22 protein-coding genes and 1 riboswitch are annotated in these 19,547 nt (G+C 72.4%); of the genes, 14 read left to right on the forward strand and 8 right to left on the reverse strand.

Annotated elements, in window-relative coordinates; translation table 11 throughout:
• Window positions 1-90: 90 nt before the first annotated feature.
• Window positions 91-456, reverse strand: coding sequence for an Rv2175c family DNA-binding protein (locus AB0K17_RS25580; RefSeq protein WP_344439307.1), 366 nt, complete (start codon window positions 454-456; stop codon window positions 91-93).
• A 76-nt stretch (window positions 457-532) separates the two neighbouring features.
• Window positions 533-1,726, reverse strand: a complete 1,194-nt coding sequence (locus tag AB0K17_RS25585; RefSeq protein WP_365984373.1) for an FAD-dependent oxidoreductase — start codon at window positions 1,724-1,726, stop codon at window positions 533-535.
• Between the two features lie 188 nt (window positions 1,727-1,914).
• A riboswitch (TPP riboswitch) is annotated at window positions 1,915-2,026 on the forward strand.
• Here AB0K17_RS25585 and thiO point away from each other — a divergent pair.
• From thiO to AB0K17_RS25600, 3 genes are all read left to right on the forward strand, one after another.
• Window positions 2,024-3,202 carry a glycine oxidase ThiO gene (gene thiO / locus AB0K17_RS25590; protein WP_365968282.1) on the forward strand — a complete coding sequence of 393 codons (1,179 nt, stop codon included), beginning with the start codon at window positions 2,024-2,026 and terminating at the stop codon, window positions 3,200-3,202. It overlaps the preceding riboswitch by 3 nt.
• Window positions 3,199-3,408, forward strand: a complete 210-nt coding sequence (gene thiS / locus AB0K17_RS25595) for a sulfur carrier protein ThiS (protein ID WP_365968281.1) — start codon at window positions 3,199-3,201, stop codon at window positions 3,406-3,408. Before thiO ends, thiS begins: the two co-directional genes overlap by 4 nt.
• A 5-nt stretch (window positions 3,409-3,413) precedes the next feature.
• Entirely contained in the window at window positions 3,414-4,211 is a 798-nt protein-coding gene (locus AB0K17_RS25600; RefSeq protein WP_344439313.1) for a thiazole synthase, read from the forward strand.
• A 6-nt stretch (window positions 4,212-4,217) separates the two neighbouring features.
• Here the strand turns inward: AB0K17_RS25600 and AB0K17_RS25605 are convergent, their stop codons facing one another.
• Complete coding sequence (locus AB0K17_RS25605; protein ID WP_365984363.1) at window positions 4,218-4,688, reverse strand: NUDIX hydrolase; 471 nt, start codon at window positions 4,686-4,688, stop codon at window positions 4,218-4,220.
• Window positions 4,689-4,787: 99 nt separating this feature from the next.
• Here AB0K17_RS25605 and AB0K17_RS25610 point away from each other — a divergent pair, with 99 nt between their 5' ends.
• Both AB0K17_RS25610 and AB0K17_RS25615 read left to right on the forward strand, forming a co-directional pair.
• On the forward strand, window positions 4,788-6,047 hold the full coding sequence (locus AB0K17_RS25610) for a helix-turn-helix transcriptional regulator (RefSeq protein ID WP_365984364.1): 1,260 nt from the start codon (window positions 4,788-4,790) through the stop codon (window positions 6,045-6,047).
• A gap of 69 nt (window positions 6,048-6,116) precedes the next feature.
• On the forward strand, window positions 6,117-6,512 hold the full coding sequence (locus AB0K17_RS25615) for a hypothetical protein (RefSeq protein ID WP_365984365.1): 396 nt from the start codon (window positions 6,117-6,119) through the stop codon (window positions 6,510-6,512).
• A 136-nt stretch (window positions 6,513-6,648) separates the two neighbouring features.
• Here AB0K17_RS25615 and AB0K17_RS25620 read toward each other — a convergent pair whose 3' ends face one another.
• Window positions 6,649-6,840: a hypothetical protein gene (locus tag AB0K17_RS25620; RefSeq protein ID WP_365984366.1), complete on the reverse strand. Its 192-nt coding sequence runs from the start codon at window positions 6,838-6,840 to the stop codon at window positions 6,649-6,651.
• A 47-nt stretch (window positions 6,841-6,887) separates the two neighbouring features.
• Between AB0K17_RS25620 and AB0K17_RS25625 the strand changes: the two genes are divergently transcribed.
• From AB0K17_RS25625 to AB0K17_RS25640, 4 genes are all read left to right on the forward strand, one after another.
• On the forward strand, window positions 6,888-7,022 hold the full coding sequence (locus AB0K17_RS25625) for a hypothetical protein (protein WP_365984367.1): 135 nt from the start codon (window positions 6,888-6,890) through the stop codon (window positions 7,020-7,022).
• A 4-nt stretch (window positions 7,023-7,026) separates the two neighbouring features.
• Window positions 7,027-7,215 (forward strand): hypothetical protein, encoded by a 189-nt coding sequence (locus tag AB0K17_RS25630; protein WP_365984368.1) that lies wholly within the window; start codon window positions 7,027-7,029, stop codon window positions 7,213-7,215.
• A 115-nt stretch (window positions 7,216-7,330) separates the two neighbouring features.
• The gene (pknB, locus tag AB0K17_RS25635) at window positions 7,331-9,310 is read left to right on the forward strand and encodes a Stk1 family PASTA domain-containing Ser/Thr kinase (RefSeq protein WP_365968265.1); all 1,980 of its coding nucleotides are present in this window, start codon (window positions 7,331-7,333) and stop codon (window positions 9,308-9,310) included.
• Between the two features lie 26 nt (window positions 9,311-9,336).
• Window positions 9,337-10,197 (forward strand): deoxyribonuclease IV, encoded by an 861-nt coding sequence (locus tag AB0K17_RS25640; protein ID WP_365984374.1) that lies wholly within the window; start codon window positions 9,337-9,339, stop codon window positions 10,195-10,197.
• Window positions 10,198-10,216: 19 nt separating this feature from the next.
• On the opposite strand, the gene AB0K17_RS25645 is transcribed toward AB0K17_RS25640, so the two are convergent.
• Window positions 10,217-10,813 carry a hypothetical protein gene (locus AB0K17_RS25645; protein WP_365984369.1) on the reverse strand — a complete coding sequence of 199 codons (597 nt, stop codon included), beginning with the start codon at window positions 10,811-10,813 and terminating at the stop codon, window positions 10,217-10,219.
• Window positions 10,806-11,591, reverse strand: coding sequence for an alpha/beta fold hydrolase (locus AB0K17_RS25650; protein WP_365984375.1), 786 nt, complete (start codon window positions 11,589-11,591; stop codon window positions 10,806-10,808). The genes AB0K17_RS25645 and AB0K17_RS25650 overlap by 8 nt, the downstream gene beginning before the upstream one ends.
• A gap of 118 nt (window positions 11,592-11,709) precedes the next feature.
• Between AB0K17_RS25650 and AB0K17_RS25655 the strand changes: the two genes are divergently transcribed.
• The 4 genes from AB0K17_RS25655 to AB0K17_RS25670 are packed head-to-tail and all read left to right on the forward strand — an operon-like array spanning window position 11,710 to window position 15,550.
• Complete coding sequence (locus AB0K17_RS25655) at window positions 11,710-12,483, forward strand: lysophospholipid acyltransferase family protein (RefSeq protein ID WP_365968267.1); 774 nt, start codon at window positions 11,710-11,712, stop codon at window positions 12,481-12,483.
• Between the two features lie 52 nt (window positions 12,484-12,535).
• A complete protein-coding gene (locus tag AB0K17_RS25660; RefSeq protein WP_365984370.1) occupies window positions 12,536-13,780 on the forward strand; it encodes a DUF5931 domain-containing protein in 1,245 nt (414 codons plus the stop codon).
• A 16-nt stretch (window positions 13,781-13,796) separates the two neighbouring features.
• On the forward strand, window positions 13,797-14,465 hold the full coding sequence (locus AB0K17_RS25665; RefSeq protein ID WP_365968269.1) for a response regulator transcription factor: 669 nt from the start codon (window positions 13,797-13,799) through the stop codon (window positions 14,463-14,465).
• Window positions 14,466-14,518: 53 nt separating this feature from the next.
• Entirely contained in the window at window positions 14,519-15,550 is a 1,032-nt protein-coding gene (locus tag AB0K17_RS25670) for a 6-phosphofructokinase (protein WP_365968270.1), read from the forward strand.
• A gap of 208 nt (window positions 15,551-15,758) precedes the next feature.
• On the opposite strand, the gene AB0K17_RS25675 is transcribed toward AB0K17_RS25670, so the two are convergent.
• Together AB0K17_RS25675 and AB0K17_RS25680 are read right to left on the reverse strand one after the other, a co-directional pair.
• The gene (locus AB0K17_RS25675; RefSeq protein WP_365984371.1) at window positions 15,759-17,657 is read right to left on the reverse strand and encodes an anthranilate synthase family protein; all 1,899 of its coding nucleotides are present in this window, start codon (window positions 17,655-17,657) and stop codon (window positions 15,759-15,761) included.
• A gap of 103 nt (window positions 17,658-17,760) precedes the next feature.
• A complete protein-coding gene (locus tag AB0K17_RS25680) occupies window positions 17,761-17,829 on the reverse strand; it encodes a trp operon leader peptide (protein ID WP_365984376.1) in 69 nt (22 codons plus the stop codon).
• Window positions 17,830-18,045: 216 nt separating this feature from the next.
• Here AB0K17_RS25680 and AB0K17_RS25685 point away from each other — a divergent pair, with 216 nt between their 5' ends.
• Window positions 18,046-19,401, forward strand: a complete 1,356-nt coding sequence (locus tag AB0K17_RS25685; RefSeq protein WP_365984372.1) for a class II 3-deoxy-7-phosphoheptulonate synthase — start codon at window positions 18,046-18,048, stop codon at window positions 19,399-19,401.
• The last annotated feature ends 146 nt before the right edge of the window (window positions 19,402-19,547 follow it).

The following is a 19,547-nucleotide window of genomic DNA, read 5'->3' on the forward strand; positions in this document are numbered from 1 at the left end:
CGGTACGGGCCCGGGGCGCGCTGCCCCGGGCCCGTACAACCGGACGGTTTCAGTGGTTCTGGTGATGCAGGTCGTACTGCTGGTGCCGGCTCAGACGGCCAGCGCCTGGGCGCGGCGCTTGACCTCCGTGCCGCGATTCTCCCGCAGCGCGTCGGCCGGGGTGCCCGGCAGGGTCGGGTCGGGGGTGAAGAGCCACTCCAGCATCTCCTCGTCGCTGAAGCCGTCGTCCCGCAGCAGCGTCAAGGTCCCGGCGAGGCCCTTGACCACCTTGCCCTCGCCGATGAAGGCGGCGGGCACCATGAGCACTCGGTTCTCGCCCCGGCGGACGGCGATCAGCTGGCCTTCCTTCACCAGCTGCCGCACGCGCGTCACCTCGACACCGAGCTTCTCGGCGATGTCGGGGAGGTTGAGCCAGGCAGGAACGAGAGCATCGATCTTCGTGTCAATCTCGGTCACAGGGACAAGCCTGCCATCCGGGACTGACAGCCGGTAGCCGGGTTGACCCGAGCCGGGGCCACAAGTCGCCCGCAGGTCACTCCACCGGCCGTCCCGCAGGGGTCAGCACGGCCGCCTTCAGGGGCACCGCGGCGTCCCGCGCCTTCTCCCGGTCCAGGGCGGCGCCCTGCTCGACGAGCCTGCGCCCCTGGGCCAGGTCGCGCGGCCGCCCCACGGCCAGCAGGGCCACCAGGACGTCCCCGCGCAGCCAGCACACCGTCCAGGCCGCGCCCTGCGGGTCGCCGCGCCACAGCAGCTCGTCACCGGGCGCGCGGTGCCCGGCGTACTGCACGAAGCGCCCGAACTGCTCGGACCAGAAGTAGGGCACCGGGTCGTAGACCGGGCTCTCCTCGGGGCCGTGGACGATGTTCGCGGCCACCGTCCGCGGGCCCTGCAGGGCGTTGTCCCAGTGGTGCACCATCAGCCGCTCGCCGTAGCGGGCGGAGGGGAAGGAGGCGCAGTCGCCGACCGCGTACACGCCGGGCAGCGAGGTGCGCAGCCGGTCGTCGGCGCGCACCGAGCGGTCCTCGGCGAGCTCGACGCCCGAGCCCGCCAGCCAGCCGGTGGCCGGCCGGGCGCCGATGCCCACGACCACCGCGTCGGCGGGCAGCCGCGTGCCGTCGGCGAGGACGACCGCGCCGGCCTCCACGGCCGTCACCGGCGTACCGGTCAGCAGCCGCACGCCGCTCTCCTCGTACCAGGCGGCCATGGGCGCCGCGACCTCCGACGGCAGCGCCCCCGGCAGCACCTGGCCGGCGGCCTCCACCACCGTCACCTCGCAGCCCGCCTCGCGGGCGGCCGTGGCGAACTCCGCGCCGATCCAGCCCGCCCCCACCGCGACGAAGCGGCGCCGCTCGGTCAGCAGCGGGCGCAGCAGGGCCGCGTCGTCGAAGGTACGCAGGACGTGCACACCCGGCACGTCCTCGCTGCCGGGCAGGGCCACCGCCTCGGCGCCGGTGGCGATGACCAGGATGTCGTAGGGCACCTCTCCCGCCGGGGTGAGCACCGTGCGCTCCTCGGCGCGCAGCCCGGTGGCCCCGGTGCCCAGGCGCACGTCGATGCCGAGCGAGCCGAAGTCCACGGCGAAGGCGGAGTCCTCGGCGGTGCCCAGCAGCACGGCCTTGGACAGCGGGGGGCGGTCGTAGGGCGGGTGGGGCTCGGCACCCAGCAGCGTGATGCTGCCGGTCCAGCCCTGTTCGCGCAGGGCCACGGCGGTCTGCACGCCCGCCATGCCCGCTCCGACGATGACGACGCGGCGGTCACCGGAGGTGTTCGTCTGCTCGCTCACCCGATCAACTCTAGGCCCGCGGGCCGCGCGCGCCGGAGCATCCGCCGGCGAGACCTCTGACACAGCGTCACCCCCGCCGGGCGCACCGCTGCCTTCCGGGTGGCCCGCGGCCCGTACTAGGGTGGCAGGCTGCAAGCACTCGCGGGAGCCCGGCGCACCGGGCTGAGAGGGAGGCTGGACGGCCTCCGACCGTACGAACCTGATCCGGGTCATGCCGGCGAAGGGAGGGGCTGGACGCCCATGCACGCTGCGAACGGCACGTCCGACACGTCCTGCGACGTCCTGGTCGTCGGCGGCGGAATCATCGGCCTGGTCACGGCCTGGCGCGCCGCACAGCGCGGCCTCACCACGGTCGTGGCCGACCCGGAGCCCGGCGGCGGCGCGGCACGCGTGGCCGCCGGCATGCTCGCCGCCGTCACCGAACTGCACTACGGCGAGGAGACGCTGCTCGCCCTCAACCTCGCCTCCGCCCGCCGCTACCCGGCCTTCACCGCGGAACTGCACGAGGCCACCGGCCTCGACACCGGCTACCGCGCCTGCGGCACCCTCGCCGTCGCGCTCGACGCCGACGACCGGGCCCACCTGAAGGAACTGCACGCCCTCCAGCAGCGCTGCGGCCTGGACTCCCAGTGGCTGTCCGGGCGCGAGTGCCGCCGGCTCGAACCGATGCTCGCCCCCGCCGTCCAGGGCGGCCTGCGGGTCGACGGCGACCACCAGACCGACCCCCGGCGCCTGGCCGGCGCCCTGCTCGTCGCCTGCGAGCGGGCCGGGGTGACCTTCCACCGCTCCCCCGCCGTGCGGGCCCTGCTCGCCGGCGGCCGGGCCACCGGCGCCGAGCTCGCCGACGGCACTCGTGTCGCCGCCGAACGGACGGTGCTGGCCGCCGGCAGCCACAGCGGCCGCCTCGCCGGCCTGCCCGAGGAGGTCCTGCCCCCCGTACGGCCCGTCAAGGGCCAGGTGCTGCGGCTGCGCATACCCGGCCCGTACCGGCCGTTCCTCTCCCGCACCGTACGGGCCGTGGTGCGCGGCGGGCACGTCTACCTCGTCCCGCGCGAGAACGGCGAGCTCGTCGTCGGCGCCACCACCGAGGAACAGGGCTGGGACACCACCGTCACCGCCGGCGGCGTCTACGAACTGCTGCGCGACGCCCACGAACTGGTGCCCGGCATCACCGAGCTGCCCCTGGTGGAGACCCTCGCCGGGCTGCGCCCCGGCTCCCCCGACAACGCCCCGCTGCTCGGCCCCACCGCCCTGCCCGGCCTGCACCTCGCCACCGGTCACCACCGCAACGGCGTCCTGCTCACCCCCGTCACCGGCGACGTCATGGCCGAGGTCCTCACCGAGGGACGGCTGCCCGCGGAGGCCCGCCCCTTCTCCCCCCTCCGCTTCACCCCCGCACTCCAGGAGCAGCCCGCATGACCACCCACGTCATCAGCGTCAACGGCGAGCGCCGGGCCGTCCCGGCCGGCACCACCCTCGACGGCCTGGTGGCCACCCTCACCGCGGCGCACAGCGGTGTCGCCGCCGCCGTCAACGAGGCCGTCGTACCGCGCGGCCAGTGGCCGCAGACCACCCTCGGCGAGGGCGACCGCGTCGAGGTCCTCACCGCGGTCCAGGGAGGCTGACCCCCATGGCGGACGACCTGCTCACCATCGCCGACACCACCTTCACCTCCCGCCTCATCATGGGCACCGGTGGCGCCCCCAGCCTGGAGGTCCTCGAACGCGCCCTCCTGGCCTCCGGCACCGAACTGACCACCGTCGCGATGCGCCGCCTGGACGCCACCGTCCGCGGCTCGGTCCTCTCCGTCCTGGAGAAGCACGACATCCGCGTCCTGCCCAACACCGCCGGCTGCTTCACCGCCGGCGAGGCCGTCCTCACCGCCCGCCTCGCCCGCGAGGCCCTGGGCACCGACTGGGTCAAACTGGAGGTCATCGCCGACGAGCGCACCCTCCTGCCCGACCCCATCGAACTCCTGGACGCCGCCGAGATCCTCGTCGACGACGGCTTCACCGTGCTGCCCTACACCAACGACGACCCCGTCCTCGCCCGCAAACTGGAGGACGTCGGCTGCGCCGCGATCATGCCCCTGGGCGCCCCCATCGGCTCCGGCCTGGGCATCCGCAACCCCCACAACTTCCAGCTGATCACCGAACGCGCCACGGTCCCGGTGATCCTCGACGCCGGAGCCGGCACCGCCTCCGACGCGGCCCTGGCCATGGAACTGGGCTGCGCCGCGGTGATGCTCGCCTCGGCGGTCACCCGGGCCCAGGAACCGGTCCTGATGGCGGAGGCGATGCGCCACGCAGTGGAAGCCGGCCGCCTCGCCCACCGCGCAGGCCGCATCCCCCGCCGCCACTTCGCCGAGGCCTCCTCCCCCACGGAGGGCCTGGCGACGCTGGACCCGGAGCGGCCGGCGTTCGCGTGAGCCGTCTCAGACGGGCTCGCCGTGTTCGAGGTACTGAGGATGTCCCTCCGCTCTCGCCTTGACAGCATGCCGGACCCTGCGGGCGAGGCGGGGGATCAGTAGCTCGTCCAGCACGTCGACGGGGTGGAATGCGGCGGCCAGCAGTTCATCCGACGCGAGTTCGATCGCACCCACTGCGTCGGCGTTGAGCCGACCGCCGTCGAAGACGTACAGCACCTTGTCGCCTTCGGCGTCGCTCGGCGCCCAGTCGACGACAAGGAGGGGGCCGATCGACGGCGAGATGCCGAGTTCTTCCCGCACTTCACGTCGGCAGGCATTCAGAGGTGATTCTCCCGTCTCGATGTACCCGCCCGGGATCTCCCACTTCGGCTTGTACGACGGGCGCACCAGCAACACGTGCCCTTGTTCGTCGAAGAACAGGGCGCCTGCCGCCATGCGTGGGCGTGCCATGCACTGTTCATGCTCGTTCTCGGTCACAGTGACGAGCCTACGGAGGCAGGCCGGGCGGGGCGGCGGCCGTAGTCTGCGAGCAGGCAGCAGACCGGCGCCAAACTACATGCGTACTCTGGTAGTTGAGTGCTCACACTAGGGGAACACATGATCGATGTACCTGAGCTCGGCATCGGCGAACGCATCCGGCACTTCAGGATCAGGAGCGGCAAGTCGCAAGCGGTTCTGGGAGGCCTGGTGGGGCGCTCCGAGGACTGGGTCTCAAAGGTCGAGCGGAACCTGATCCCCGTCAACAACTTCTCGCTGCTCCTCGACATCGCGCGCGTTCTCGGTGTGCGCGACCTGTCGGACCTCACCGGACCTGCCGTCTCACTGTCCCTCACCGCATCACCGAGGCATCCGGCGGTACCGGCGATCAGCCGCGCCCTGAACACCCTGCCCTCCCTGCTGGGGGCGGACCTTCCCGGGGAGCCCCTGACAGCGGCGGAGCTCGCACAACGCGTCGACGAAGCATGGCAAATCTACGAGACGCATACAGAGCGCTATGGGCCGGTGGGCGAGATGCTGCCCGGGCTGCTGGCCGAGGCGTACCTGACCCTGCGCACATCACAGGGCGAGGAGGAAGCCTCGGCAGCGCGATCGCTCATCTCGCTGCTCCACCTCCTCCAGGTCTATCTGCGCCGCGTCGGTGAGCGCACACTGGCGACGGCGGCCGCGGACCGGGCGATGCAGATCGCGGACAGTACGGGAGACCCCGCCCTGATCGCGGCCTCGGCCTGGAACGTATGCGGCATCCTGACCAGCTCGGGCGATGTCGCCGACTCCTTCGAGCTGGCGCGCTCGACCATCGACCACGTGCGGCCCGGCGACGATGCCGGTGCCGAGCACCTCTCGGCGTACGGCGCCTTGCACCTGGCAGCCGTCATTGCTGCCGTGCGCAGCGGCCGGGCAGCGGCAGCCTGGGACCTGCTGCACCAAGCCGACGCAGTGGCGGCACGGCTCGGCAACGACAGGAATGAGTTCCACACCTCGTTCGGCCCCACGAATGTGGCCATGCACGCCGTGCACCTGGCCGTCGAGGAAGGCGACGCAGGTGAGGCCCTGCGGCTCGCCGACACCGTGGAGGTACCGGAGGCGGGTGGTGTCCTGCCGCTGGAGCGCACCACGCGCTACCTGGTCGAGGTCATGCACGCGAACCGACTGGTGGGGGACGACTACGGGACACTTCATGTGCTCCGGAACATCAAGGAAGTCTCGCCCGAGGAAATCCGCTACTTCCCTCTTGTACGGGACGCGCTCGGCGCCCTGCTGAAGCGGGACCGGCCGACGTACCGGCGCGAGGTGCGCGAGCTGGCGGCACACGTCGGCATGCTGGCCGGCGCGTAACCCGGAAGCCTGCCAGGCCCGGAAGAATTTTCCGGGCCGACGCACGACTCGACCCCTACCGTCCGTCACATGACGACCACACAGGGGCGATCACGAGAAGGGTTGCCCACCACCACTGCCAACCCGGCACAGGGGCTGCGGATCGAACGCGTTCCCGGAAGGCGTCTCAAGCTCACCGAGGCGGGCCGTTTCGCAATGGAACTCCGGGTACTCATCGACGGCTCGCACGTCGGCGACGGCGTACTCGTCATGCCCCACGACGAGGCCACCGCTTTCGGCGCCGAGCTGCACGATCTCCTCTGCGGCCGCAGCGCGCAGAGCACTTCGCGGCGCTCCTCCTGCGATCGTCACCGCCGTGCTGCACTTGCTGACGCGGCCGTCGGCCTGTGGCCCGAGGGGCACGTCGCCGCAGCGCGACAGGAGCGCGGGGAAGGCGAAGGATGCGCCTCGGAGACGGAGCTTTGATCATCCTTCCGGTCCCAGACAGCTGGGCCCCCGAGGCTGTCGAAAGAGCCCGGGCACGTTACCTGGCCCACGGCTCGCGATGCAGCCGCTGCACAATGCACAAGGCCTGTCCCGAAGGACGCGTTCTGCTGGACACCTACCGGCTCACGAGATCGATGACGGCGGTGAGCCGGTGAGAAGCGAACTCGCACAGGCGACGTGCCAGGAATGTGCTCGCCTTGAGCGCCTCCGCGCCGAGGCACGAAGTGCCAGCGACCACAGCCTGGCCACCGATCTGGTCGTGCTCCGCCGCCGCCACGAGCTGCAGCACCGGCACCGGCACCGGCACCGAGAGACCTCATCACCGTGTTGATGACCAGGAAGGAGCACAGGACCATGGGAAAGAAGAACGAGGACGAGTGGGACCCGCAGGAGAACCAGGGCACCGCCACCGACCCCGGCACCCGCGTGTCCCAGAACGGCGACGTCTGGTCGTCCGCTGCGGACGACGAGGAGCGCGAGAGGAAGTAGCCCCGTGATCCACGGCGAACACCTGGCGGAGGACCTGCGGCGTGATCACGGGTTCGTCCACATCGGCCGCACCAGGGACGGCCAGGCCGTGGTCATGCGCAAGGGGGACCGCTGGACGGTCGTCCCCCTGCGGTTGCTCACCCGGGAAGCCGTGGACACGATCAAGGCTCAGGCGGGGCTCGGTCCCGTCTGAGCCGTTGCCCCCGGGGCACGGGAAAGCCGGCTCCTGTCACTGTTCGGCTGCAGAAAGGGCGTGCGGGCCGAAGGCCCTGCAGGGGGGCCCGGCTCGGCTCGTAGACTCGTGTGCCGTGGATACGACCCTGCCGGACCCCCTCGTCGACCAGCTGCTCGACGGCCGCTACCGCGTCGAGGCGCGTGTCGCCGTGGGCGGCATGGCCACGGTGTACCGCGCCCTGGACACCCGGCTGGACCGCGTGCTCGCCCTGAAGGTCATGCACCCCTCCCTCGCCGCCGACGGGGCGTTCGTGGAGCGCTTCATCCGGGAGGCCAGGGCCGTGGCCCGGCTCGACCACCCCAATGTGGTCGGGGTCTTCGACCAGGGCACCGACGGCCGGTACGTCTACCTGGCGATGGAGTACGTCGCCGGCTGCACCCTGCGCGACATCCTGCGCGAGCGCGGCGCCCTGCGCCCGCGGGCGGCGCTCGACATCGCCGAGCCGGTGCTGGCGGCGCTGGGCGCGGCGCACCGTGCCGGGCTGGTGCACCGGGACATGAAGCCGGAGAACGTGCTGATCGGCGACGACGGCCGGGTCAAGGTCGCCGACTTCGGCCTGGTGCGGACGGTGGACGCCAACACCAGCAGCAGTACCGGTTCGGTGCTGGGCACCGTCTCCTACCTCGCCCCGGAGCAGATCGAGCACGGCACGGCCGACACCCGTGCCGACGTCTACGCCTGCGGCGTGGTGCTGTACGAGATGCTCACCGGCGCCAAGCCGCACACCGGCGGCACCCCCGCGCAGATCCTCTACCAGCACCTGCACGAGGACGTGCCCGCGCCGTCGCAGGCCGTGCCCGGCCTCGCGCCCGGGCTGGACGCGCTGGTCGCCGCGGCGACCGCGCGCGACGCCGAGCTGCGGCCGGTCGACGCCGCGGCCCTGCTGGCGCAGGTCCGGCAGGTGCGGGCGGGCCTGGACGACGCTCAGCTCGACCTCGTGCCGCCGGGTGCCCGGACGCCCGAGCAGGGCCCGCAGCCGGTCGGCTCCGAGGAACGGACGAGCGTGATCCCCCGCCCCGTGCCGGCCGATGACCGTACGAGCGTGATCCCGCGCACGGTGCCGGCGGACCCCGGCATCGACCGGACGACCCGCATCGAGCTGCCGGCCACGCCGCCCCCCGCACCGCCCGCGGCGCCGCCCGTCCCCGCGCGTCCGCGCCCCGGACGCCCGCGGCTGTGGCTGCTCGCGGCGGCCGGTGCGCTGCTGGCGATCCTGGCCGGTACCGGCATCTGGTACATCAACTCCGGCCAGTTCACCTCCGTACCCGCCGTGCTGGACATGACCCAGGCCAAGGCCGAGCAGGAGCTGGACAAGGCCGGCCTGGAGATCGGCGTGAAGCAGGCGTTCAGCGACACCGTCGAGCGCGGGCACGTCATCGCCACCGACCCCAAGCCGGGCCAGAAGATCCGCAACACCGGCAAGGTGACGGTGACCGTCTCCCGCGGCCCGCAGAAGGCCGAGGTGCCGAACGTCGCGGGCATGCCCTTCGACCAGGCCAAGAAGAAGATCGAGGACCAGGGCCTGGCGGTCGGCGAGATCACCAGGCAGTTCAGCAACGAGACCCCCAAGGACTCGGTGCTCTCCACCGACCCCGCGCCGGGTACGCAGATGCGGCCGGAGTCGCAGGTGGCGATCGTGGTCAGCAAGGGCCGCCAGATCTCCGTGCCGGACGTCACCGGGCTGTCCGTCGCGGACGCCACCGCCCGGCTGCGTGACGCGGGCCTGGCGGTGAAGGTGGCGGACGAGCAGGTCTTCTCCGACAAGCCCAAGGGCGCCGTGGCCCAGCAGACGCCGGGCAAGGGGCAGACCGCCGGCGAGGGCGACGAGATCACCGTGACGGTCTCCAAGGGCAAGGAGATGGTCATCGTCCCGGACGTCACCGGCCGCAGCGAGGCCGAGGCCAAGAAGATCCTGCAGGCCGCCGGTTTCCAGGTACAGGTCGACCGCCCGTTCTTCTTCCCGCGCGACTCCGTGGAGGCCCAGTCGGTGCGCGGCGGCGACCAGGCGGCCAAGGGCGACACGATCGTGATCAGGATGAAGGGCGGACTGTGAGCACCACGAGCCCGGTGAGCGGCCGGCTGCGCAATCCTGTCGGCGGCCACATCCCCGTGGCCGGCGGGCTGGCCAGGACGGGCCTGCCGTACGCCCGCGGGATGGGCGCCGAGGCCGTGCAGGTCTTCGTCGCCAACCCGCGCGGCTGGGCGACGCCGCCGGGCAACCCCGCCCAGGACGAGGCCTTCCGCGCCGCGTGCGCGGCCGAGGAGCTCCCCGTCTACGTCCACGCCCCCTACCTGATCAACTTCGGTTCGCACACCGAGGCCACCGTCGAGCAGTCGGTCGCCTCCCTGCGCCACTCGCTGCGCCGGGGCCGGGAGATCGGTGCGCTGGGCGTGGTGGTGCACACCGGTTCGGCGACCGGCGGCCGGGGCCGGGAGATCGCGCTGGCCCAGGTGCACGAGCGGCTGCTGCCGCTGCTGGCGGAGCTCACCCACGACGACGATCCGCGGCTGCTGCTGGAGCCGACGGCCGGCCAGGGGGCGTCGCTGTGTTCCCTGGTGGCCGACCTCGGTCCGTACTTCGAGGCGCTGGAGCACCATCCGAAGCTGGGGGTGTGCCTGGACACCTGCCACCTCTTCGCGGCCGGCCACGACCTCGCCGAGCCCGGCGGGGTGAAGGCCACGCTGGACGAGCTGGTGTCCGTGGTGGGCGAGGGCCGGCTGGGGCTGATCCACGCCAACGACTCCAAGGACGTCGTCGGCGCCCACAAGGACCGGCACGCCAACATCGGCGCCGGGCACATCGGCGCGGAGCCCTTCGGGGAGCTCTTCGCGCACCCGGAGACGGCGGGCGTGCCGCTGACGATCGAGACGCCGGGCGGCAAGGAGGGGCACGCCGCGGACGTGGCCCGGCTCAAGGCCCTGCGGGACGAGCGGGTCTGAACGAGGAAGGCCGGACGGTCTAGACGACGGCTCCGCGACCCGGGTCGTCGTCGTCCTCGTCGTCGCCGTCCTTCATGCGCAGCACGAGCGTGGCGAAGCCGCCGAGGAAGCCACCGACGCCCAGGGTGGTGATCCACCAGGTGAGCTCCTGGCGCAGCAGCACCATCACCAGCAGCAGCAACGGGCCGCCGAGCACCGCGATCCAGGCGAAGCGGGAGGTGGTGTCCCCCGTGGGCAGCGGGGGCGGCTCCGGCGGGACGAAGTGACCCTCGTCGTCCGCGTCGCCCGCCTTCTCCACCGGGCTCCAGTCCCGCGGGCCCGGCGAGGCGGCGGCGCGCACGACGGGGCCGCTGTCGGCGGGCGGGGCGGTGGGGGTGGGGCCGGGGTCGGTGCCGGGGTCCTTCGGGGCGCGGTCCGCGGTGGTGCCGGCCTCCTCCGTACGCTCCGCCGTGCGGTGGCCGGAACCGGTCGGCTCGTCGTTGCCGGTCGCGGGCCACAGGCCCTTCTCGGGGTCGGGCTGCTCGCCGTAGGCGGCGACGAGCTCGGCCCAGGCGCGGTCCTCGTCGAGGGGGTCGCGGCTGTCGTCGCGGTCGCGACCGGCGTCGGGCTCAGCCATGAGCGGCCGCCCCGGGCAGCTCGGCGGCCAGGGTGAGCCGGCCGATGAACGCGTGCGTCTCCTCGAAGATCTTCGGTGCGTCGTGGTCGAGGGTGGCCACGTGGAAGCTGTTCTCCAGCAGCCGCTCGGTGACGTCGAGGGAGGAGACGCGGGCCAGGATGCGCGCGGAGTCGGCCGGTGGGACCACATGGTCCTGGGGGCTGTGCATCAGCAGCAACGGCTGGGTCACCTGGGGCAGTTCGCGGTCGAGCTGCTGCAGGAAGCGGCGGAAGGAGTACGCGGAGTGCAGCGGCACCCGGTCGTAGCCGGTCTCGGTCACGCCGGGCTTGGCTATGTCGCTGGCGATGCCCTTGGTGGTGGGCATCAGGTGGCGCACCACCGGCAGGGCACGGGCCGCCAGGCCGTGCACCTTGTTGGCCGGGTTGACCAGGGCGATGCCGGAGATCGCATCGCCGTGGTGGGCGGCCAGGCGCAGGGCGAGCGCGCCGCCCATCGACAGGCCGCACACGAAGACCTGCCTGCAGCGCTCCCGCAGCCGCCACAGCTCGCGGTCGACCTCGGCGTACCAGTCCTGCCAGCCCGTGATCGCCATGTCCTGCCAGCGCGTGCCGTGCCCGGGAAGCAGCGGCAGGGACACCGTCAGGCCCCGCTCCGCGAGATAATCGGCCCAGGGCCGGACGGACTGCGGGGAACCGGTGAAGCCGTGACACACAAGGACGCCGACCTCTCCGCCCTCATGGCGGAACGGCTCGGCTCCGGGGAGGAGCAGCACCGGAATCTCCGATCGAAGCAACGGGACAACGGACACGAGGGGCTTTGAGCCCTCAGCCTACGCGGAGCGCCGCACGGGGGGTAGGCAGGTTAAGGTCTCCTCGTCACACACAGGAGGTTCTCGGTTGTTCTACGGCGCTATGAAGCTGTCCATCGGCGGGTCGCTGAAGCTTGCCTTCCGGCCGTGGGTGGAGGGGCTGGAGAACGTACCGGCCGAGGGGCCCGCGATCCTCGCGAGCAACCATCTGTCCTTCTCGGATTCCTTCTTCCTTCCCGCGGTGCTGGACCGCAAGATCACGTTCATCGCCAAGCAGGAGTACTTCACCTCCCCCGGGGTCAAGGGCAAGCTGACGGCGGCGTTCTTCAAGGGCGTCGGCCAGCTGCCCGTGGACCGCTCGGGTGCGCGCGGGGCCGGCGAGGCCGCGATCAAGAGCGGCATCGAGGTGCTGGAGCGCGGTGAGCTGTTCGGCATCTACCCGGAGGGCACCCGTTCCCCCGACGGCCGTCTCTACCGCGGCAAGCCCGGCGGCCTGGCCCGGGTGGCCCTGGCCACGGGCGCCCCGGTGATTCCGGTGGCGATGATCGACACGGAGAAGATCCAGCCGCCCGGCAAGGTCGTGCCCAAGCTGATGCGGCCCGGCATCCGCATCGGCAAGCCGCTGGACTTCAGCCGCTACCACGGCATGGACGGCGACCGCTTCATCCTCCGCTCGGTGACCGACGAGGTCATGTACGAGATCATGAAGCTGTCCGGCCAGGAGTACGTGGACATCTACGCGACCGCCGCCAAGCGGCAGATCGCGGAGGAGGCCAAGCGCAAGGCCGAGGAGGAGAAGGCCGCGAAGGCCGCCGGCCTCGACAAGGACACGGCGAAGAACGGCAAGGACAGCGAGAGCTAGGCGGCGGAGGAGCCGGTACGGCACGGCGGCCGCCCGGCAGGGGGGTCGTTTCATGTCACGGGGCACCGCAGGGCGCCCGCGCGTCGTACGGATGTCGGTGGAGCTGCCGCTGTGGCGCGCGCTGACCGGCTACCGCATCCTGAGCCTGGTCTACGCGCTCGGGCTGTTCGCCCTGAACCGTCACGGGTACGCCCATCCCCTCGGGGCCGCGCTCTACATGGGCGTACTGACCGTGTGGACGGCGCTGACCTGGAACAGGGTCACCTCCGCGGAGCGCTGCACCAGGCCCTTCCTCGTCACCGACCTGGCCATCGCGCTGACGGGCATCGCGCTCACCCCGCTGCTGGACACCGCCGAGCGCATCGACGCAGGCGCGGCCACGCTGCCGTCCATCTGGACCGGCGGGGCGGTACTGGGCCTGGCCATCAAGGGCGGCTGGCGCTGGGCGGCGGCCGGCTCGACGCTCGTCGCGGTCGTCAACCTCGTCGAGCGCGGCAGCCCGGCCCGGGACACCGTGCACAACGTCGTCCTGGTGTGGGTCTCCTCCGTCGCCATCGGCTACATCGTCGAGGTCGCCCGGGCCAGTGAGCGCACCCTGGCCCGTGCCCTGCAGATCGAGGCCGCCACCCGCGAGCGCGAGCGGCTGGCCCGCGACATCCACGACGGCGTCCTGCAGGTGCTGGCCATGGTCCAGCGGCGCGGCGCGCAGATCGGCGGCGAGGCGGCGGAGCTCGGCCGGATGGCCGGCGAGCAGGAGATCGCCCTGCGCACCCTGATCGCCGGCGGCCTGGTGCCCCCGCAGCGCTCGGCCGCCCAGCTCGCCGAGGACGCCGCCCTCGTACGGACCGTGGCCGCCGGCACCGCCCCGGGCCCCGCGCCCGCGCCGCCGGCCGGCCCGTGCGACGTACGGGCGCTGCTCGCGCCGCACGCCTCGGGCCGGGTCACCCTCTCCGCGCCCGGCACCCCGGTGCTGCTGGAGGCGTCCGCGGCCGCCGAGCTGGCGGCCGCCGTCGGCGCCGCCCTGGACAACGTCGCCAAGCACGCCGGCGAGGACGCCCACACCTGGATCCTGCTGGAGGACGAACCGGACGAGGTGATCGTCACCGTGCGCGACGACGGCCCCGGCATCCCCGAGGGCCGCCTGGCCGACGCCGAGCGCGAGGGGCGGATGGGCGTGGCGCTGTCCATCCGCGGCCGGCTGCGCGACCTGGGCGGCACGGCCGAACTGCTGTCGGTGCCCGGCCAGGGCACGGAAGTCGAACTGAAGGTTCCCCGGGGGAGCGAGAACGAGGCATGAGCAGCGAGAACGAGGCATGAGCACAGACGCAATCAAGGTGATGGTCGTCGACGACCACCCCATGTGGCGCGACGCGGTCGCCCGCGACCTGGCCGCCGCCGGCTACACGATCGTGGCCACCGCCGGCGACGGCCCGCAGGCCGTGCGCCGGGCGAAGGCCACCGCCCCGGACGTACTGGTGCTCGACCTGAACCTGCCCGGCCTGCCCGGCGTCGCCGTCTGCAAGGAACTCGTCGGCGAGATGCCCGCGCTGCGCGTGCTGGTGCTCTCCGCCAGCGGCGAGCACGCCGACGTCCTGGAGGCCGTGAAGTCCGGGGCCACCGGCTACCTGCTGAAGTCCGCCAGCACCCAGGAGCTGCTGGACGCCGTGGCCCGCACCGCCGCGGGCGACCCCGTCTTCACCCCGGGCCTGGCCGGCCTCGTCCTCGGCGAGTACCGCCGGCTGGCCGCGGCCCCGGCACCCGCCGCCGACGACGAGCCCGGCGCCCCCCGGCTGACCGACCGGGAGACCGAGGTGCTGCGCCTGGTCGCCAAGGGTCTGTCGTACAAGCAGATCGCCGAACGGCTGGTTATTTCCCACCGGACGGTGCAGAACCATGTTCAGAACACCTTGGGCAAGCTCCAGCTGCACAACCGCGTGGAGCTCGTCCGCTACGCGATAGAGCGAGGCCTCGACGACGCCTGAGCGCCCTGCGCAACCTGCGGGTGTCGTCCCCGGCGAAGGGGAGGGTGTCCGGCATGCGCATCGGAGTGCTCACGGGAGGCGGCGACTGCCCCGGACTCAACGCGGTCATCCGCGCGGTCGTCCGCAGGGGCGTCCAGGACTACGACTACGACTTCATCGGCTTCAGGGACGGCTGGCGCGGACCGCTGACCGGCGCCGCCGTCCCGCTCGGCATCCCCGCCGTCCGCGGCATCCTGCCGCGCGGCGGCACCGTGCTCGGCTCCTCGCGCACCAACCCGTTCAAGGAGCCCGACGGGGTGCGCCGCATCACCGGCACCCTCGCCGAGCACGCGGTGGACGCTTTGATCGCCATCGGCGGTGAGGACACCCTCGGGGTGGCGGCCCGGCTGCACGACGAGTACGGCGTGCGCTGCGTCGGCGTGCCCAAGACCATCGACAACGACCTGTCCGCCACGGACTACACCTTCGGCTTCGACACCGCCGTCAACATCGCCACCGAGGCCATCGACCGGCTGCACACCACGGCCGAGTCGCACATGCGCGTCCTGGTCGTCGAGGTGATGGGCCGGCACGCCGGCTGGATCGCCCTGCACTCCGGGCTGGCCGGCGGCGCCAACGTCATCCTCGTCCCCGAGCAGCGCTTCGACGTCGACGAGGTCTGCGGCTGGGTCACCTCCCGCTTCCGCGCCAGCTACGCGCCGATCGTGGTGGTCGCCGAGGGCGCGATGCCGCACGACGGCGACCTCGTCCTCAAGGACGCGGCCGCCCTCGACTCCTTCGGCCACGTCCGCCTGTCGGGCGTCGGCGAGTGGCTGGCCAAGGAGATCGAACGCCGTACGGGCAAGGAGGCCCGCACCACGGTCCTGGGCCACGTCCAACGCGGCGGCACGCCCAGCGCGTTCGACCGCTGGCTGGCGACGCGGTTCGGACTGCACGCGATCGCGGCGGTACGGGACGGCGCCTTCGGGCAGATGGTGGCGCTGCGGGGCACGGACGTGGTGCGGGTGCCCCTGGCGGAGGCGACGGCGCGGCTGAAGACGGTGCCGCTGGAGGTCTATGAGGAGGCGAAGGTCTTCTTCGGCTGAGAGCGGCCAAGAGAGGCCATCGCACCCTCATGGTGATCTCGCAGAGTTGAACGGCGCGGCGGGTGTTCCCCGGAGTGCCCGCCGCGTCGCCTTGTCCCACCTGCCGCTGCACCAGCTCGTTCACAACCTGTTGGAGACCCGAGCCCATCGGGCCGGCCCACGGCGTGCCCGGCAGGTGACAGCGGTGGCCGGGGCACCGGCGCGTGGTTCACGCCACAGCGGCCACCCCCGCCAGCAGCTCCCCGACGATCGCCGCCCCGTTCAGCGTGAGCACCGACTCCGGGTGGAACTGGACGCCCGCGAAGCCGTTGCCGCGCAGGGCGTGGATCTCGCCCGTCGCCGGGTCGGCGCTCAGCTCCGCGCCGTCGGCGGTCGTGCCTCGTGCCACGTAGGTGTTGTAGAAGCCCACCGCCTCCTGGCGTCCGAAGAAGTCGATGCGCTCCTGGGCGCCCTGGAAGGGCACCTGCTTGCGGACGATCTGCAGGCCCAGTTCCGCCGCGATGAGCTCGTGGCCCAGGCATACGCCGAGGAGGCCGTGGCGGTGGGTGGCAAGGAGGTCGGCGGTGAGGGTGCGCAGCAGGCGCATCTTGGGGTCGGTGGCGTCGGAGGGGTTGCCGGGGCCGGGGCCGAGGACCACCGGGCCCGGGTGGGTCAGGGCGGCGGTGGGCAGGCCGGGGTCGTCGTAGGGGCGGACGGTGACGGTGAGGCCCGCCGTGCGCAGGAGATGGGCCAGCATCGCCGTGAAGGTGTCCTCGGCGTCGACGACGAGCGCATGTCCGCCGGGTGCGGCCGTGGAGGGGGCGGTGTGCATCCGCAGCCAGAAGGGGGCGAGGTCGGCGCGGCGGGCGTCCAGTGCCGCGCGTACGCGGGGGTCGTCGGCGAGGCGTACGGGCGGGGCCGCCGAGGGGCGTACGGGGCCCGGTCGGACGCCGAGTGCGGTGAGCACGGCCGCGGCCTTGGCGTGGGTCTCGGCGACCTCGCCGTGCGGGTCGGAATGGCGTACGAGGGTGGCGCCGACGCCGACGTGGAGCCGGCCGCAGCGGTCGATGTCGGCGGTGCGGATGAGGATGGGCGAGTCGAGGGTCTGGGCACCGCCGGCGTCGCGGCCGATGAGGGCGAGGGCGCCGGCGTAGTAGCCGCGGCCGCGGGGTTCGTGGCGTTCGATGACGCGGCAGGCGTTCTGGACGGGGGAGCCGGTGACGGTGGCGGCGAACAGGGTCTCGCGCAGCACGTCGCGCACGTCGAGCGAGGAGCGGCCGCGCAGCTCGTACTCGGTGTGGGCGAGGTGGGCCATCTCCTTGAGCCTGGGCCCGACGACGACGCCGCCCATGTCGCCGACGGTGCACATCATCTTGAGTTCCTCGTCGACGACCATCGACAGTTCCTCCACCTCCTTGCGGTCGTGGAGGAAGGCGAGGAGGTCCTCGGGGGTGGGGCCGCCGGCCGGGTAGCGGTAGGTGCCGCTGATGGGGTTCATGACGACCGTGCCGCCGGACATCCGCACGTGGACCTCGGGGCTGGCGCCCACGAGGGTGCGGGTGGGGGTGTGCACCAGGTGCGTCCAGTACGCGCCGCGCTCGCCGGCGAGCAGCCGGCGGAAGAGGGCGAGGGCGTCGGCGGCGTGGAAGCCGTGGATCTCGCCCTCGAAGGTGCGCCGGACGACGAAGTTGGCGCCCTCGCCGGTGCCGATCTCCTCCTCGACGACCCGCCGGACGATTCCGGCGTACTCCTCGTCCCCGACGTCGAAGGCCCCGCCCTCGACGGTCACCCGGTGGGCGGGCAGGGCGGCGAGGACCTCGTCGAGCGGGAGCTCATGGGTCTCGTGGGGGGTGAGGACGAGCAGGGGCGTGCCGTCGTCACGGGCGGCGAAGCCGCGCTCGCGGATCTGCCGGAAGGGGACGAGGGCCAGGGCGTCGTGGGCCGGCCCGCCGCCGGCGGGGGCTCCGGTGGGCAGGGGGATGTCGGCGAGACGGCCGGCCTCGGCGACGGGGCCGAGGAGGAGTTCGACGGTACCGGTGTCCCGGCCCGGGGTGCGGCGGTGCAGCAGAGCGAAGGGCGGGCAGCCGGGGTCGGTCAGCCGGGCGATGAGGTCCTCGGTGTATGACATGGGCGGTGTTCCTTCCTGCGGGGGAGGAACGGCCGGCTGGCGCCGCGTCCGAGACGCCGAAGGCCGCCCCTCGGGCGGCCTTCGCGATTCCGTGTTCGCGCAGTCAGTGGGCCGCCGGACGAGCGGTCCACCACCAGGTCTGGGTCGATTGCGCGAGCATGTCGGGAACCATAGTGCATAACCGTGACCGACGGGGAGCGCATTCGTTCCTACAGGGCGTGCTCCCCGCGCACGCGGGGATGGTCCGACGAGGGGCGGTTGGGAGTCGAGGTCGGCAATGTGGTCCCCGCGCATGCGGGGGTGTCCTGGTGGGACCGTTCTGAGCCGATCCGTCTCACCAGGCGGGCATCCGACGAATTCCGCTCTCCTGACCCCGTAGTGTTGAGGCGTGACCGTGAACGCTGATATCGATGCCGTCGCCGCTCAGGCGACGTGGCGACACCTGCCCGCGGCGCAGCAGCCCGAGTACCCGGATGCCCAGGCTCTGCGCGATGTAGTCGCGGAGCTCTCGAGCTATCCGCCCCTCGTCTTCGCCGGCGAGTGCGACCAGCTGCGCGAGCGTCTGGGAGCCGTCGCGCGCGGTGAGGCGTTCCTGCTCCAGGGCGGCGACTGCGCCGAGGCCTTCGACGCCGTCGGCGCGGACCAGATCCGCAACAAGCTCAAGACCCTGCTCCAGATGGGCGCGGTGCTGACCTACGCCGGGCAGGTGCCCGTGGTGAAGGTGGGCCGGATCGCCGGCCAGTACAGCAAGCCGCGCTCGAAGCCGACGGAGACCCGCGACGGGGTGACCCTGCCGACGTACCGCGGCGACTCCGTCAACGGCTTCGCGTTCACCCCCGAGGCCCGTACGCCGGACCCGCAGCGGCTCAAGCGCATGTACCAGGCGTCGGCCTCGACGCTGAACCTGGTGCGCGCCTTCACCACCGGCGGCTACGCCGACCTGCGGCAGGTGCACGCCTGGAACCAGGACTTCGTGCGCTCCTCGCCGTCCGGTCAGCGCTACGAGCAGGTGGCGCGGGAGATCGACCGGGCGATGAACTTCATGAACGCCTGCGGGGTGGTCCCGGAGGAGTTCCGCACGGTCGAGTTCTACGCCTCGCACGAGGCGCTGATCCTGGACTACGAGTCGGCGCTGACCCGGGTGGACTCGCGCACCGGCCGGCTGTACGACGTCTCGGGCCACATGGTGTGGATCGGTGAGCGCACCCGCCAGCTGGACGGGGCGCACATCGAGTTCGCCTCGAAGATCCGTAACCCGATCGGTGTGAAGCTCGGCCCGTCCACGACGCCGGAGGACGCGCTCGCGCTGATCGACCGGCTGGACCCCGAGCGCGAGCCGGGCCGGCTGACCTTCATCACCCGGATGGGCGCGGACAAGATCCGCGACAAGCTGCCCACGCTGGTGGAGAAGGTCACGGCGTCCGGTGCCGCGGTGGCCTGGGTCTGCGACCCGATGCACGGCAACACCTTCGAGGCGGCCTCGGGCCACAAGACCCGGCGCTTCGACGACGTGCTGGACGAGGTCAAGGGCTTCTTCGAGGTGCACAAGGGCCTGGGCACCCACCCGGGCGGCATCCACATGGAGCTGACCGGCGACGACGTCACGGAGTGCGTGGGCGGCGGCGACGAGATCTTCGTCGACGACCTGCACCAGCGCTACGAGACGGCCTGCGACCCGCGGCTGAACCGCAGCCAGTCGCTGGACCTGGCGTTCCTGGTCGCGGAGATGTACCGGGACCAGTGAGGGCGTAAGTGAACGCCGTGGGGCGCGGATCACGTGATCCGCGCCCCACGGCGCATACGGACGGAAAGATTAGAGCCCCCCACCCGCGAGGCTGGTGCATGAAAGTAATATAAAAAAACTGAAAACAACACAAGAACTAAAAGAAA

This window comes from Streptomyces sp. NPDC049585, from assembly GCF_040675615.1.
GTDB classification, from domain to species: Bacteria; Actinomycetota; Actinomycetes; order Streptomycetales; family Streptomycetaceae; genus Streptomyces; species Streptomyces luteosporeus.

Coding starts and splice junctions, on each gene's coding strand:
- AB0K17_RS25585 (WP_365984373.1), bottom strand. CDS start 1,726: ATGGCGGGCGTGCAGACCGCCGTGGCCCTGCGCGAACAGGGCTGGACC.
- AB0K17_RS25625 (WP_365984367.1), top strand. CDS start 6,888: ATGGGAAAGAAGAACGAGGACGAGTGGGACCCGCAGGAGAACCAGGGC.
- AB0K17_RS25670 (WP_365968270.1), top strand. CDS start 14,519: ATGCGCATCGGAGTGCTCACGGGAGGCGGCGACTGCCCCGGACTCAAC.
- thiO (WP_365968282.1), top strand. CDS start 2,024: ATGCACGCTGCGAACGGCACGTCCGACACGTCCTGCGACGTCCTGGTC.
- thiS (WP_365968281.1), top strand. CDS start 3,199: ATGACCACCCACGTCATCAGCGTCAACGGCGAGCGCCGGGCCGTCCCG.
- AB0K17_RS25645 (WP_365984369.1), bottom strand. CDS start 10,813: ATGGCTGAGCCCGACGCCGGTCGCGACCGCGACGACAGCCGCGACCCC.
- AB0K17_RS25660 (WP_365984370.1), top strand. CDS start 12,536: ATGTCACGGGGCACCGCAGGGCGCCCGCGCGTCGTACGGATGTCGGTG.
- AB0K17_RS25675 (WP_365984371.1), bottom strand. CDS start 17,657: ATGTCATACACCGAGGACCTCATCGCCCGGCTGACCGACCCCGGCTGC.
- AB0K17_RS25600 (WP_344439313.1), top strand. CDS start 3,414: ATGGCGGACGACCTGCTCACCATCGCCGACACCACCTTCACCTCCCGC.
- AB0K17_RS25665 (WP_365968269.1), top strand. CDS start 13,797: ATGAGCACAGACGCAATCAAGGTGATGGTCGTCGACGACCACCCCATG.
- AB0K17_RS25615 (WP_365984365.1), top strand. CDS start 6,117: ATGACGACCACACAGGGGCGATCACGAGAAGGGTTGCCCACCACCACT.